Origin of the sequence: Sphingomonas sp. J344 (assembly GCF_024700005.1) — a bacterium.
In the GTDB taxonomy this organism is placed as follows: Bacteria; Pseudomonadota; Alphaproteobacteria; order Sphingomonadales; family Sphingomonadaceae; genus Sphingomonas.
The window spans coordinates 1606838-1620739 of the sequence record NZ_JAJONB010000001.1 but is presented as its reverse complement, the minus strand read 5'-3'; the positions used below and the strand labels follow the sequence as shown (position 1 = coordinate 1620739).

The following is a 13902-nucleotide window of genomic DNA, read 5'->3' as shown; positions in this document are numbered from 1 at the left end:
CTGACGCTGGGCGCGATCCGCTATCGGAACTCCCGTCCTCGCCCTGAAGAGGGTGAGCGCGTTCCGCTCGACGAAGAAGCCAACCTCCCCCCCTGGCCAACAGCTCATTCGCTTGGCGGTCGAGCCTACGGCCGCGCTCCTCCGAGAGAAGCTGGCTGCGGCGGCGTCGGGAAAAGCTGGCCGGCGCTTCTCTGCCCTCAAGTGGCTGGAGAGCGCTAAGCCTGAGGTTGTGGCCTATCTCGCCGCTCGAGTCGCGCTGGGTGCCGCTATGGCGCGCGCCTCCTTTCAGACGACCACTCGCAACCTCGGCGAGGCGATCATCCACCACGTCGAGATGGAAAGCCTGCGGAAGAAGAACGCTCCGGGCTACCGGGGCCTCGTCGGGAGCCAGAAGGGCAAGACACGAGGCTCGAAGAAGCGCGCATCCGCTGTCCGCAACGTCCTCAAGAACGAGGACGCTCGGGCGGAGATCACGGTGACGGAGAAAATCCACCTTGGTACGATGGTCTTGGAGACGCTGATCGAGGCCACGGGCCTGTTCGAGGTCGACCTCACGCATATTCGACCGCGAGATCGCGCTTATGTAATACGACCCACCGAGCTGGTTGAAGATTGGCTCGAGCGGCAGCACGCGCGATGCGAGCTCCTGAGCCCGATGCTCTTGCCCATGATCGTTCGGCCGAAGCGCTGGCGGACGCCGAAGGTTGGCGGTTACTTGGGCTCCCGTCGGGTGGCCCATGCTGGTCGTCAAGATACCGGCCTGTCCTCGCACCGGATCGTGAAGTCGAGCTCCAAGACCCACCAAAGTCTCCTCGCGGAAACCTCAATGCCTCTCGTCTACGAGGCCGTGAACCATATCCAAGAGACCCCTTGGCGGATCAATCGCCGGGTCCTTGAGGTGATGCGCGAGGTCTGGGATGGAGGCGGCACGCTCGCCGGCCTTCCGCCTCGCGAAGACGAGACGATCCCTGAGCGACCCGAGGCGGCCGACGTCGACGACGACGTGCGGAAGGCTTGGAACCGCGAAGCCGCAATGATCCACGAGGCGAACGCCGAGGCCCGTGCCCGGCGCCTCCGGGTGCAGACGACGCTCTGGCTCGGGGAGAAGTTCGTCGACGAGCCGGAAATCTACTTCCCGCACTCAATGGACTTCCGCGGACGCGTCTACCCGATGCCGGCGATGGGCGTGCATCCACAAGCCGACGACCCCGGCAAGGCGCTCCTCGAGTTTGCCCACGGGCTGCCCGTCGGGCCGACCGGCGGGTTCTGGCTGGCGGTCCATATCGCTAACCTGTTCGGGGTCGATAAGGTCTCCTTCAAAGACCGCGTCGACTGGACCTACGCGCACTCCGCAGAGCTCATCGACAGCGCCTTGAACCCGCTCGACGGTAACCGTTTCTGGACCACCGCGGACTCCCCGTGGATGGCCCTCGCGGCCGCCTTCGACTTCGCCGACTTCCTCGAGCACGGGGAAGCGCACGTCTCGCGCCTGCCGATCCCGCTCGACGGGTCGAACTCCGGTCTTCAGCACTTCAGCGCCATGCTGCGCGATCCTGTCGGCGCCGCCGCGGTCAACCTCCTGCCCGCCGCGGAGCCCCAGGACGTCTACATGGAGGTCGGCCGACGGGCTCAAGCCGTCGTGGACGCCGACCCGGCGCCAGAAGCGGACCCGTGGCGGAACGGGAAGGTAATCCGCGCGATCTCCAAGCGGCCGACGATGACGTTCGTCTACTCGGCGACCCGCTTCGGGATGCAGGACATGATCCTGTCGGCATTGCGGGACCTAGACCGCGCGAACGCGGAGGCCGGCAAGCTGCCGCATCTCGAAGGAGCCGACAACTATGCCGCTGCGCTCTACCTGAGCCACGTCATGTATGAGGCGATCTCCGAGGTCGTGTCCGCCGCGAGTGGCGCGATGGGGTGGCTGCGCGATGTCGCGAGGGTCGCCGTTGCGGCGAACGAGCCGATCCGCTGGACGACCCCTGACGGTCTGCCGGTCGAGCAATCGTACCGGGAGCTCTACGGGCGCCGCGTGAAGGCCCACTGGATGGGCCGTCAGATCAAGGTCACGCTCGCCGTCGAGGGCTCCGGGATCAACTCCCGTGGCCAGATCAACGGCATCGCCCCAAACTTCGTCCACTCGCTCGACGCCGCCCATCTTCGGGCCGTCGCGCGCGGGGCCAAGGCGCGGGGCATCGACTACCTTGCGGTGATCCATGACAGCTTCGGGACGCACGCCGCGCGGACCGACGAGCTCGTCACGATCCTTCGGGAGACCTTCGTCGACCAATACAGGCCTGACGTTCTCGCCCGCCTGCGCGACGAGATCGTTGAGCAGCTTCCACCTGACCTTGCGGAACAAATCCCTCCGCTGCCGCCCAAAGGAACGCTCGATCTCGATGACATCGAGAGGAGCCCCTACGTCTTTGCCTGATACTCACGTTTAAGGGACTATCCCGCAAACGTTATTAGGTTCCACCTCTAGGAGACAGAAGCCGGCCTGCCCGGCCCAAGGAGATATCACATGAGTTTCGATCCCACCAAGCCGGCCCGGACCCGTAGCGGTCTCCCGGTTCGTATCCTCGCGACCGACCTCAGGGGTCGCGACGCTTCTCGCCCGATCCTCGCGGCTATCGACGTCGGCGACGAGGAGGTCATCGTCTATCGGTATCCTGACGGCAGTCTGAGCGGGTCCGGAGGGGTTCCGAATGACGCCGACTTGGTCAACGTGCCGGAGCGCATCGAGCGCTATGCTAACGTCTACCGCTCGGCGAGGCACAGTGGCCCATCCGTCGGAATGTTCTACAAGACGGAAGCCGACGCTGACCGCCGTGTCGGCGGTTCCTCGCGCCATATCGGCGTCATCAAGCTCACCTCCGAAGGCGACGTCCTCAAGCGGGTCGAGCTCGTTTGATGCATCCGTCATGGGGAACCGTCCCGGCGAACATCCGGTTCGCCTTGGCGGCCTCCGTATCGGCCGATGCGGTCCGTGACCCCGCCTTCAAGGTGATCGACGCGCTCCAGCACCTCCCTGCGCCTCGGCAGATCGAGGCGGTCTTCGCGGCTGCCGTGATCCTGTCCCGCGCGCTGGGTGTGGACGCCCACGAGCTCATTGCTCGGGCGAAGCGTCAGGTCCCCGACATCGAGGCGGTCGAGTCCGCCGCGTCGGCCATCTCCGAATACGCGAAGGGAGAACTTCGCCAGTGAACGCGCAACAGGGCCGCATCCAGTTCCTCCTGGAGCAGGCCGTCGAACAATATCTGGATGATGGCGTCGTCGACGTCGCCATCCAGTCCGAGCTCTCCGCTGAGGGCTACCTCCTCCGCAACCTCACCCGCGACGTCGAGCGCATCCTCGCCGACCGCTGAAGGAGACAAGCATCCGTGCTTCGTGAACGTAAAGATTACCCCCGCCTCATCACGCCGGCCGCCCCGTCGATCTGGCCCGCGCTGAACGAGCCTGACTACAAGTTCAAAAAGATACCGGCGAGTATCACGCCCGTCTCCGTATCGCCGCCGACGATCTCCCGAATTGGCAGCCGGTCGTTGACGCCGCCCAGGCGATCCTCGACGAGGCCTTCGAGGCCAAGAAGGCCGAGCTGACCCGCGAGAAGAAGGGCGCGCTCCTGAAGGAGCTGAACAAGGCTGAGGCCATCATCAAGCCCGAGATCGACCCCGAGACCGGCGACGAGACCGGGTTCTACATCTTCCGCGCCTCGATGAACGCCCGCGTCGACATCAAGAACGGCCCACGCGCTGGCCAGAGCTTCGACAAGAAGCCCGACATCTTCAACGCGAAGGGCAAGTCCCTCAAGAACCCCCCGAAGATCGGCGGCGGTTCCGTGCTGAAGCTCGGCGTGGTCCCGATGGACTACTGGATGGCCAAGGACAAGACCATCGGCGTGCGCTTCGAGCTCGAGGGCGCGCAAATTCTGAAGCTGATCCAGGGCGGCGAACGCACCGCGGACTTCTACGGCTTCACCGCTGAAGACGGCGACGACATCGAAGACGGCGACGAGCCGACCTCGGCCGGCGGCTTCTCGGACGAGAGCGGAGATGACGGCGACTTCTAACGTGAAGCGCCAGTTCTTTCTCGCGATCCCCCCCCAACCCCAGCCAGCGGTCCCGATGCACATGTCGGGGCCGCTTCGCTACGGTCTACACCGACCCGAAGTATCGGGAATGGAAGGACCGAGCGGTCGAGCTCATCAAAGAGCTCGAGGCGCCATTCCCTGACTCCCCCTTCGAGGGGGACGTCTCGGTCGGCGTGGAGGTGATCGTCGAGAAGCCGAAGACGACCAAGAAGCGCCGCCCTTCCGGCGACCGCGACAACTTCGAGAAGGGCGTCTTCGACGCCATCACGCAGTCTGGCGGCTGGTGGAAGGACGACGATCAGATCGTCGAGGGTCCCTTCCGGAAGCGCTGGACGAGGCCCGGCGAGACCCCCGGATACCTCGTCCAGATCGAGTTCCTGGAGAACACGGAATGAGGAAAATCACGCACCTTGTGGTGCACTGCTCGGCCACGCCTGAAGGCCGTGACGTCTCCGCAAAGGAGATCGATGGCTGGCACCGGCAGCGCGGCTTTGCCAGGATCGGCTACCACTACGTGGTCCGTCTGGACGGCACCGTAGAGAGTGGCCGCCCGTTAGAGCAGCCTGGCGCGCACGTCGCGGGCCACAACGCGAACACCATCGGCATCGTCTATGCCGGCGGCCTGGCAAAGGATGGCAAGACCCCCAAGGACACCCGAACGGCTGCCCAGAAGGTCGCCCTGACGGACCTCCTGAAGTCCCTCAAGCGGCGCTTCCCGAACGCCATCGTCCAGGGCCACCGCGACTTCTCGCCGGACCTCGACAAGGACGGCAAGGTCGAGCCGCATGAATACATGAAGGCCTGCCCGAGCTTCGACGCCAAGTCGGAGTATGCGAAGCTGTGAGAAGCATCGGATGGGTCGCATGGGACGACGATGCTGATGAACCCGCCCTCCCTTCCGCGCCTGGGAGCCTGAATAAGCGTCTCGGCCGCAAAGTCCGGCCCAAGCTTCATCGCGGCCGAAGGCCTGGCACGGGCTTTCGGCCGCGGTGACAGCGTCAAAGAGGTCTTCATCCTATGAAGTCGCGCATCGACACCGTCGCCCGCCATTTGGCGCAGCGCGGTCACATTTCTGAGGGCTCGGCTCTCATCGAATACGGCCGGTTCCGACTGGCCGACGTCATCCACCGACTGCGGAACGAACGGTCCGACCTCCTCCCGGAAGGGATGGAGATCGTGACCGTCCACAAAGTCGACACCAAAGGAGCGCCCTATGGCGAATACCACCTCGTCTCGAAATCGTCGGCGTCCGCACGGAGGCGCGTCGAGCGCGCCCGCGCCTGAGCGCATCCGTCCGCTCCGCTACAAGACCGCCATGCGGTTGGCCTTCGAGGACGCCATGCTGGCCATCGGGGTTCCCGAAGATGTCGTCTACGGCGCCGCGCTGAACCACATGAACGGGCTGGCGCGGACGGCGACCTGGAAGGGGACGCGAACAGCGTGAGCGCGGTAGAAACCGCCCGCGAGGTCGTCGCAATTTCCGACCGCATCTCCGTCCTAGAGCGGCAGCTTGAGCAGACCAAAGGGTCCAATTCACGGGCTTCGGCGGTCCTCGGTTACAACCCCAGCTTCACGGTCTACGTTCCAATGGAGACCATCCGCTCGATCCTGAAGAAAGAGCTTCGTGAAAAGCGCGCTCGTCTGCGGGCGTTGCTGGGCGAGTGAGCGACTCCGAGCTGGTCTCCAAGGGGCCTTGCTCGGACTGCGGAAGCTCTGACGCTTGCGCCCTCTACGACGACGGCCACACGCATTGCTTCTCCTGTGGAGTGACGCACGGCGCGTCCCGTGAGGGCTCCAGCTCGGAGCCTCTCAGCCCCGACCTGATCCCCGGCGAGCAGGCCCCGCTCGCATCCCGGCGGCTCGATCTCAAGATCATCGAGAAGTTCGACTACCGGGTCGGCAAACAGCGCGGCGAGACGGTCCAACTGGCCCCCTATCACGACGCCTCCGGGCGCGTGGTCGCGCAGAAGGTCCGCCCCCGCGACAAGAACCGCATGAGCTGGGTTGGCGACAAGAAGGCCGCTCTCCCACTCTTCGGACAAGCCAAGTGGAAGTCCGGGGGACGCATGGTCGTCGTGACGGAAGGCGAGATCGACGCCATGTCCGTGGCCCAGGCGATGGGCGGGACGTGGCCAGCGGTCTCCATTCCGGACGGCGCCCCGTCAGCGGCCAAGGCCATAGCGAAAGCCGCAGCGTGGCTCGAGGGTTTCGACCGCGTCGTCTTCATGTTCGACATGGACGATCCCGGCCGGGCCGCCTCGGTCGAAGCCGCGGCAGTCCTCACGCCGGGCAAGGCCTACATCGCTGAGCTCCCCCTCAAGGACGCCAACGAGATGGTCAAGGCCGGCCGCTCCAAGGAGCTGGTCGACGCCGCTTGGCAGGCCCGCGCGTATCGGCCGGACGGCATCCGGTCGGTCGGTGAGCTGAAGGCAAAGGCGCTTGCGCCTCCAACCTTCGGCCTCCCGTTCCCCTTCCGGACCCTCACGGAGCGCACCTACGGCATCCGTCGGCGGGAGCTCTACACCATTGGCGCCGGCGTCGGGTCGGGCAAGACGACGCTGTTCAAACAGCTCATGTTGTCCGCGATGTTCCCGGCGATGGTCGCTGAGGACCACGAGGGGATGGACCTTCCGCCCGACTGGCAGACCCCGCGCAAGGTCGGCGCGATCCTCCTCGAAGAGGCCCCTGACAAGACCCTGAAGACCCTCGCCGGTATGCGTATCGGCAAGCGCGTCCACGTCCCCGGCGTCGAGTTCGATCCGGCGGAGCTCGAGGCCGCGATGGAGGAGATGGACGGTCTCCTGTTCCCCCTACGACCACTTCGGCGCGAAGGACTGGGACGGGATCAAGAACGTCATCCGTTACATGGTCCTCGGCCTGGGGATCAAGGATGTCTTCCTGGATCACCTCACGGCCCTCTTGGCGTTCGCTGAGGACGACCGGAAGGCTCTTGACGTCATCATGGCGGACCTCGCCAGCCTCGTCGAGCAGCATGACTTCACGCTCTACCTCATCAGCCACCTAACCACACCGGACGGGAAGGCGCACGAGGAGGGCGGACGGGTCCTCGAAAAGCAATTCACTGGCGGCCGAGCCATCGCCCGCTGGTCCCACAACATGTTCGCGCTGGAACGCGACAAGCAACGCCCCGACGATCCGACCACGTTCCGCATCCTCAAGGATCGCGAGACGGGCGACGCAACGGGCGTGACGTTTGGCCTCCAGTACGACCGAGACACCGGGCGGCTCTTTGAGGTCGACCTGGAGGAAGAGGTAAAGTTCCGTGACGAAACGCAAGGCCAAGACTTCTGAGATCGACTGGTCGGCCCCCATTGAGCTGGACGATGGAACCCCGGTCCTGCTGTTGGAGGGTCCAAACCGGCACAACCATTACTTGGTCGAAATTCCCCCTGACGCGACCTATCGCCGGGGCGACCCGCCTTATGGCTTCCGCGACTCGTGGTGGTATGAGGCGGATGGGACCTGGAACAGCGGGGATCGGAACGCCTACTACTTCATCCGAAACCGCTCTACGGCCCCCTCCGAAACCCCTAGCGTCGGGATTACCGCCACCCTCGCCGAGCGCGGGTCCCGTTACGGCTCCTTCGCGGACAACGCGCGGTTCGCCCAGAGGCTCAAAGCGCTGATCTCGTCGGCCCCCTCGTGGCCCCACATGACGGACTACCAGCGCGAGGGGATCGAGATGATCCTCTTCAAGATGAGCCGGGCGCTGACCGGCGACCCGGCCTACCGCGACAACTGGCACGACATGGTCGGCTACGCGAAGCTCGTCGACGACCTGATGGCCGCTGAAGAAGCCGCCGCGGTCTGATCCAAGAACAAGGAACCCCCTATGTCCCTGTCCCTTTTCCGCGCCCTGAGAGCTCCCTCCGCGGCTGACCTCGAAGCCAAACTCGAGGTCCTTCAGATCGAAGCTCAGGCGGTCGCCGAAGGAGCACAGCTCCGCAAGGTAACCGTCGAGCGCGCCATCGATGTCCTCGCCACCCGCCACGCCGAACACTCGGCGGAAGAGCGCGCTGCCATCGCGGTCCGTGACCGCATCGGGAGCATCCTGAAGCTCTAATCCAAAGGAGGCCGATGCTCGTCTTCGATACCGAAGGGGACGGCTTTCTCGCGGATATGACAAAGCTCCACTGCATCAATCTCGTCGACCGGGCAACCGGCCGGCGGGAGCGATACAATGAGGGCTTCTACGCGGATGGCACCCCTGCCCCGCGGGACGGCTCCCTGGAAGACGGAGCTCGCCGCTTGATGGAGGCGGAAGACATCGCTGGCCACAACATCATCGGCCACGACATCCCCGCGATCCAAAAAATCTTCCCATGGTTCCGCCCCAAGGGCCGCATCCACGATACCCTGATCTACGCTCGGGTCATCTGGACCCAAATCCGAGACATCGACCTCCGCGCTATCAAGCGTCGCCGCCGGCCTCGCGAGTTCGAGGAGCTCAAGCTCATCGGCAAGCACTCGCTGGAGGCCTGGGGCTTCCGTCTGGGCGAATACAAGGGGGACTTCAAAGGTCCCTGGGACGCCTTCACGGTCGAGATGGACGAATACTGCGACCAAGACGTCGGAGTGACATGCAAGTTGGTCGAGAAGATCGAAGGGGAAGGCTACTCGCCGACCTCACTCGAGATCGAGACCAAGGTCGCCAAGATCATCGACCTCCAAGAGAAGCACGGCATCCTGTTCGACGTTGAGGCGGCTGAGAAGCTCGCCATCGAGATGACCGGCGTGATGGCCGAGCTCGAGGACAAGCTGCGCGTCGCGTTTCCGCCGTGGGTCGAGCCGGTCCGCTACAAGGGCCAGCCAGTGGTCGTCACTGCCAAGCGCCGAACGAAGGTCCGACGGTGGCGCGAGGACGGCTCCGAGTATTTCGTCGAGTTCGCCAAGGGCGAGACCTACGAGAAGCTCAAGCTGGTCAGCTTCGAGCCGAACTCCCGCGACAAGATCGCCAACCGACTGACCACGCTCTTCGGCTGGCGGCCGCAGGAGTTCACCGAGGGTGGCAAGCCGAAGGTCGACGAAACGACCCTCGACGGGCTGGAGTATCCCGAGGCTGCGCTCCTCAAGGACTACCTGACCCTAGCCAAGCGGCTGGGCTTCCTCGCCACTGGTGACAAGGCCCTCCTCAAGATGGTTGGGCCTGACGGCCGCATCCACGGCCGCGTCAACTCCAACGGCGCCGTCACGGGCCGCATGACCCACTTCAGCCCGAACCTGGCTCAGGTGCCAAAGGTGAAGGTCGACCACGACGGTAACCCGATCCTCGGGCTGGCCGGCGGCTATGGCTACGAGCTCCGCTCGCTGTTCATCGTGCCGAAGGGTAAGAAGCTCGTCGGCGTTGACGCTGAGGGGCTCGAGCTCCGGATGCTGGCCCACTACATGGCCCGCTACGACGGCGGCGCCTACGTCCACAACGTGGTCGACGGCAACAAGGCGGACGCCTCCGACGCACACAGCGTCAACCGGGACGTTGTCGGGCTCAACTCCCGCGACAACGCCAAGACCTGGATTTACGCCTACCTGTACGGCGCCGGGAACTGGAAGCTCGGCTTCATCGCCTACGAAGACCTCGGGGACAACTCCCGAGCCTCGTTCGCGTCGAAGCACCCGGCAGGCGAAGAGCGTGAAGGCGCCCTCAGCCGTCTCGGCTTGCGCGGCCGGCGGAAGATCGAAGGAGGCCTGCCTGCTCTTGGGAAGCTCCAGGAGAAGGTGAAGGAGACCGCTCGAAGCGGGTCACTCCGAGGCCTCGACGGTCGGAAACTGCACGTCCGCGGTCTCCACTCGGCGCTCAACACCCTGCTCCAGGGCGGCGGCGCCATCATGATGAAGCTGGCCTTGGTCCTCGCCTACGAGGAGTTCGAGGCTCGTGGCTGGTCCTTCGGCCGCGAGTACGCCTTCGTCGTAAACGTCCATGATGAGTTCCAAATAGAGGCCGACGAGAACCTTGCGAAGGAGATCGGGTCGATTGCCGCTGACGCCATCCGCAAAGCGGGTGAAGCGTTCGGGCTCCGCTGCCCCCTCGCGGGGAGCTGCGACATCGGGGACCGCTGGTCGGCAACCCACTGACGTCCGCACGGTGATGATCCAGAACGCCCGCGCCCGCGCAAAAGCCGCGGGGGTGCCGTTCCTGCTCAAAGCCAGCGACATCGTGGTCCCCACACACTGCCCGATCCTCGGGCTTCCTCTGTTCCAGATCACCGGGAAGAAGGGCGGCGGGCCGAACTCGCCGTCCCTCGACCGGATCGAGCCGGAGCTTGGCTACGTGCCGGGCAACATCGTCGTGATCTCGAACCGAGCCAACCGTCTCAAATCAGACGCCAGCATCGAAGAGCTCCGCGCCATCGCGAGCTTCTACGCCACCTTCCAGAGGGGCGTCAGGGTGACTGGAGCGTCTCCGAAAGGAAACCCATGACCGCTTTCAAGAACCGCCTGATTGCCCTGTTCGTCGCCTTTGTGTTCCTGCCCTACGCCGCTGCCGCGAGCTTCGTGTTGGGGAGCTACGAGTTCTACAAGGATGAACTGCCGGCCTTCTTCGACTTCTTCAAGGACGCCTATCGGATCGTCTTCAAGGCGTTCCGCGACGGCGGCCGGGTCGATCTCTGATGCCGGGCTTCATTACCCTCTACGCCGTCAGGTCTGTCGAGGACCCGACCAAATGGCGTTCATTTGGTGAGAGCTACTCAGGCGGCGCGCCTTTTGAAGAGGCTCAGTTTTGGAGGAACCCTAAGTCCGCCGCGAAAGAGGCGCGATATCAGGAAGAGCGTCGAGCGTGGTCTGAAGAGCACGTCAGAGCCGGCAACCACAAGACAGCCGCGTACATGGGACGCTGTGAAGTCGTTCCTGTGCGTATCGAAGAGCCAGCGTGAGCCCCCCTCAAGTGGTCCCGAGGGTTCCAGATCGGAGCCCTCATCGGAACCCTTCTCCTCGCCGCCCTTGCGGGCTGGTACTTCTTCATCCGCCCTGTTTCCCTTGCGACTGACGCCGCCCAAGCGCGCGGCAATCAGGTCGTGGCCGAGAGCCAAGCTGCGGCCGGAACGGACTCCCTCAAGATCACCGTGCAGACCCAGGACCGAGTCCGGGAAATCCGCACGATCACGGAGACCTCATCTCGTGACATCCTTTCTGCGCCGGGTGCGGCGGACCGCATTGACCCTGCTCTTCATGCCGCTGGCCTTCGGGCTCTCTGCCTGCGTGACGGCGTCGACGACGCTGTATGCGCAACCGTGCTTCACCCAGATGGCGGAGGCGTCGGGGCTGACCAAGAAGACCCCTCACGCTCCCCTCCCCAGGACTGACCGCGCTGGGGATTGGGTCGATTTCGCTAACAGAGAGAGCGGTCAAGTCGACGAAGCTAACGCCCGCGCTGACGGCCTCGTTGGTATCGGGCGCGCGTGTGATGCTCGCGAAGCTGAAGCAAAGAAGAAGCTCGAGCGCAAGCGCTTCCTGGGGGTCTTCTAATGAGCCGCGCCCTCGCGGTCGAGATCGCGTGGTGTGCCGAGTGCGGAGCCCCGATCTCCGACGGTGAGCACGTCGTGAACTGGGGGTCCTGCGCCGCTTGCTTCGACCTCCACCTCGGCGAGTATTGGCGGAGCCCCCGAGCCGTCGCTCTCCGAGCTGTCGAGGAGCAGGGGATCGGCGAATGAGTTACGATAACCAAACCTACGACAATCGGCCCGTCGGAACTGACCGCGTCGGAAACTGGATGCAGACCTACACGGGCAAGGCCTTCTGGCCTCTCGATCCGCGCCCCGAAGAGGTCGACATCGAGGACATCGCCCATTCGCTCTCAATGCAGGGGCGCTTCGCCGGCCACGCCGATCACTGGTACAGCATCGCGGAGCATAGTGTTTATGTCTCCCGGTTCGTGCCACCGGAGCATGCCCTCCAGGCTCTCCTCCACGACGCCTCAGAGGCCTACGTGGTGGACGTTCCGAGACCCGTGAAGCCCGCCCTGACGAACTATCGAGAGATCGAGGATCGCGTCTGGGGCGCCATCGCGCGTCGGTTTCAACTCCCTATCGAGCTCCATCCGTCCATCAAGCTGGCCGACAACGCCGTCTTGCTGGCGGAGCAGCGAGACCTCCTGAAGCCGCCGCCCATGCCGGGGCTGGTCCCCGGTGAGCCCGCTCCTGGTCTCCGGATCGCCGCCGTCGCGCAGCCGAAGGCGAAGAAGTGGTTCCTGGACCGCTTCCACGAACTCACTGAGGAGCGACACCTTGCAGCCTGACCAACTCCGTCGTGCCTACCACTCGCTGACCCGAGTCGACGAGATCGGGTCGTGGAGTCCAGACCCGAGCCGGCCGGTTTACCTGACGCTATCCGGGACAGACCCGGAAGGTCCCGTGAAGGACACGGGCCGGTTGTTCCTGCGCCTGACCGCGGAGGAGCAGGACCTCGTCGTCCACACGCTTCTCGCGTTTCACGAAGGCCGCCTGGCGCAACTCGGGGTTACCTGGGAGGAGCCGTCGGCGTGACCCGAACGCTCCTGGTTGACGCCGATCTCCTGTCCTACCGATCCTCCGCGGCAACGCAGAAGGGATACAAGTGGGACGGCGAGACGGTGTCGGTCTCGGCGGACTTCGAGGCCGCCAAGCGCTACGCTGAGGACGAGCTCAACCGGCTCATCGACCGGCTCCAGCCTGACGAGATGATCGTGTGCCTATCGGACGACCTGACGTCGTTCCGGAAGGACCGCATCGACCGGACCTACAAGTCCGCCCGCGCGTCCACCGAGCGCCCGGTCTACCTCTACGACGTCAAGGACTGGCTCCGGTCGGAATACATCGTCGAGGAGCGCACCGCGCTCGAGGCGGACGACGTCATGGGGATCATCGCAACGGACCCTTCGCGGACCGATGAGAGGATCATCGTGTCGGCCGACAAGGACATGATGACGGTCCCCGGCTTGCTCTACCGCCCACAGGGCCAGGTCGACGAGAAGGGGCGCCCGCTGAAGAAGCCGCGCATCCTGGACATTTCCGAGATCGAGGCGATCCGGTTCCACTTCTGGCAGACCATCGTCGGCGACACGACCGACGGCTATCCTGGCGCACCCGGCGTCGGCAAGCTGAGCCCCTACGCTCAGGACGTGCTCGAGGCGGAGACCGAGGAGGAGGCCTGGGAGGAGGTCCTGATGGCCTTCGCCCATGTCGGCCGCGACGAAGACGCTGCGATCCGTCAGGCCCGCCTCGCGCGCATCCTCCAATACCGGGACTATGACGGCCGGAGCCCGCTCCTCTGGCTTCCGCCCGCCTACGATCCCGAAGACGTTAATTAGGGGACGCCTAGAGGAGACGTAGAAGCTCCTCATAGCCTCCTATTGGCAAGCCCTCCTCGCCCTCGCCCAGCAACACCCAGTAGCAGCCGTCTGTACGGTGAAGCGCGGGGTCAACTTGCGTGGGGCGGGGGCTTTTTTCCTTGAGAGGCCGAGTGACCGCTTTCCCGAACTCCGTCGACGATCTCCTTGACGAGCTGGATCGACGTTTCCCCGAGCCCGCCATCGGGCCTGACACAACGATGGACCAAATCAAGTACGGCGCCGGTCAACGGTCCGTCGTGCAATTCCTGAAGCAATGGCGAGCGCGGCCCTACGAGGAGCCGCCGAGCGCCCGACGAGGAGCCGGCCGCCGTGTGCGTCGTGAAGACCCCTAAAATCCAAACGCCGACCGACAGCAACAAGCCGCTGCCGGTGCTACGGAACCCCTCTTCTGGACGGCCTCGACCAGTCCATCCGCTCGACCCGCATGGGCCGCTCCTCACTGAGGATCGACCGCGGCGGCGAC

General features: G+C 64.8%; 19 protein-coding genes and 2 pseudogenes. All 21 read left to right on the top strand.

From position 1 onward, the window contains the following. The first annotated feature begins 52 nt into the window (after positions 1-52). Positions 53-2434 (top strand): DNA-directed RNA polymerase, encoded by a 2382-nt coding sequence (locus LRS12_RS08340; protein WP_257844170.1) that lies wholly within the window; start codon positions 53-55, stop codon positions 2432-2434. Positions 2435-2524: 90 nt separating this feature from the next. Then, positions 2525-2914, top strand: coding sequence for a hypothetical protein (locus tag LRS12_RS08335; protein ID WP_257844169.1), 390 nt, complete (start codon positions 2525-2527; stop codon positions 2912-2914). Further along, the gene (locus LRS12_RS08330; protein WP_257844168.1) at positions 2914-3207 is read left to right on the top strand and encodes a hypothetical protein; all 294 of its coding nucleotides are present in this window, start codon (positions 2914-2916) and stop codon (positions 3205-3207) included. Before LRS12_RS08335 ends, LRS12_RS08330 begins: the two co-directional genes overlap by 1 nt. Further along, complete coding sequence (locus LRS12_RS08325) at positions 3204-3368, top strand: hypothetical protein (RefSeq protein ID WP_257844166.1); 165 nt, start codon at positions 3204-3206, stop codon at positions 3366-3368. The genes LRS12_RS08330 and LRS12_RS08325 overlap by 4 nt, the downstream gene beginning before the upstream one ends. A gap of 116 nt (positions 3369-3484) precedes the next feature. Beyond that, a pseudogene (locus tag LRS12_RS20310) lies at positions 3485-4072 on the top strand (hypothetical protein); the annotation flags it as partial. 41 nt (positions 4073-4113) lie between these two features. Beyond that, positions 4114-4488 (top strand): annotated as a pseudogene (locus LRS12_RS08315) (RusA family crossover junction endodeoxyribonuclease); the annotation flags it as partial. After that, complete coding sequence (locus LRS12_RS08310) at positions 4485-4937, top strand: N-acetylmuramoyl-L-alanine amidase (RefSeq protein ID WP_257844164.1); 453 nt, start codon at positions 4485-4487, stop codon at positions 4935-4937. The pseudogene LRS12_RS08315 and the gene LRS12_RS08310, both read left to right, overlap by 4 nt. A gap of 173 nt (positions 4938-5110) precedes the next feature. Next, positions 5111-5377, top strand: a complete 267-nt coding sequence (locus tag LRS12_RS08305; RefSeq protein ID WP_257844163.1) for a hypothetical protein — start codon at positions 5111-5113, stop codon at positions 5375-5377. Positions 5378-5408: 31 nt separating this feature from the next. Further along, a complete protein-coding gene (locus LRS12_RS08300) occupies positions 5409-5537 on the top strand; it encodes a hypothetical protein (protein ID WP_257844162.1) in 129 nt (42 codons plus the stop codon). Then, positions 5534-5758, top strand: a complete 225-nt coding sequence (locus LRS12_RS08295) for a hypothetical protein (RefSeq protein WP_257844161.1) — start codon at positions 5534-5536, stop codon at positions 5756-5758. The genes LRS12_RS08300 and LRS12_RS08295 overlap by 4 nt, the downstream gene beginning before the upstream one ends. Beyond that, on the top strand, positions 5755-7026 hold the full coding sequence (locus LRS12_RS08290; protein WP_257844160.1) for a toprim domain-containing protein: 1272 nt from the start codon (positions 5755-5757) through the stop codon (positions 7024-7026). The genes LRS12_RS08295 and LRS12_RS08290 overlap by 4 nt, the downstream gene beginning before the upstream one ends. Further along, the gene (locus tag LRS12_RS08285) at positions 6959-7405 is read left to right on the top strand and encodes a hypothetical protein (protein ID WP_257845543.1); all 447 of its coding nucleotides are present in this window, start codon (positions 6959-6961) and stop codon (positions 7403-7405) included. The genes LRS12_RS08290 and LRS12_RS08285 overlap by 68 nt, the downstream gene beginning before the upstream one ends. After that, positions 7377-7925 (top strand): DUF6378 domain-containing protein, encoded by a 549-nt coding sequence (locus LRS12_RS08280; RefSeq protein WP_257844159.1) that lies wholly within the window; start codon positions 7377-7379, stop codon positions 7923-7925. Before LRS12_RS08285 ends, LRS12_RS08280 begins: the two co-directional genes overlap by 29 nt. Positions 7926-7946: 21 nt before the next feature. Then, a complete protein-coding gene (locus tag LRS12_RS08275; protein WP_257844158.1) occupies positions 7947-8177 on the top strand; it encodes a hypothetical protein in 231 nt (76 codons plus the stop codon). Between the two features lie 14 nt (positions 8178-8191). Continuing rightward, entirely contained in the window at positions 8192-10186 is a 1995-nt protein-coding gene (locus tag LRS12_RS08270) for a DNA polymerase (protein WP_257844157.1), read from the top strand. Between the two features lie 13 nt (positions 10187-10199). After that, a complete protein-coding gene (locus LRS12_RS08265) occupies positions 10200-10532 on the top strand; it encodes a hypothetical protein (RefSeq protein ID WP_257844156.1) in 333 nt (110 codons plus the stop codon). Continuing rightward, positions 10529-10723 carry a hypothetical protein gene (locus tag LRS12_RS08260; protein WP_257844154.1) on the top strand — a complete coding sequence of 65 codons (195 nt, stop codon included), beginning with the start codon at positions 10529-10531 and terminating at the stop codon, positions 10721-10723. Before LRS12_RS08265 ends, LRS12_RS08260 begins: the two co-directional genes overlap by 4 nt. 543 nt (positions 10724-11266) lie before the next feature. Further along, complete coding sequence (locus LRS12_RS08255) at positions 11267-11578, top strand: hypothetical protein (protein ID WP_257844153.1); 312 nt, start codon at positions 11267-11269, stop codon at positions 11576-11578. A 181-nt stretch (positions 11579-11759) separates the two neighbouring features. Continuing rightward, entirely contained in the window at positions 11760-12347 is a 588-nt protein-coding gene (locus LRS12_RS08250; protein ID WP_257844152.1) for a hypothetical protein, read from the top strand. A 115-nt stretch (positions 12348-12462) separates the two neighbouring features. Further along, positions 12463-12594 carry a hypothetical protein gene (locus tag LRS12_RS08245; RefSeq protein WP_257844151.1) on the top strand — a complete coding sequence of 44 codons (132 nt, stop codon included), beginning with the start codon at positions 12463-12465 and terminating at the stop codon, positions 12592-12594. Further along, positions 12591-13397, top strand: a complete 807-nt coding sequence (locus LRS12_RS08240; RefSeq protein WP_257844150.1) for a hypothetical protein — start codon at positions 12591-12593, stop codon at positions 13395-13397. Before LRS12_RS08245 ends, LRS12_RS08240 begins: the two co-directional genes overlap by 4 nt. Positions 13398-13902: the final 505 nt, after the last annotated feature.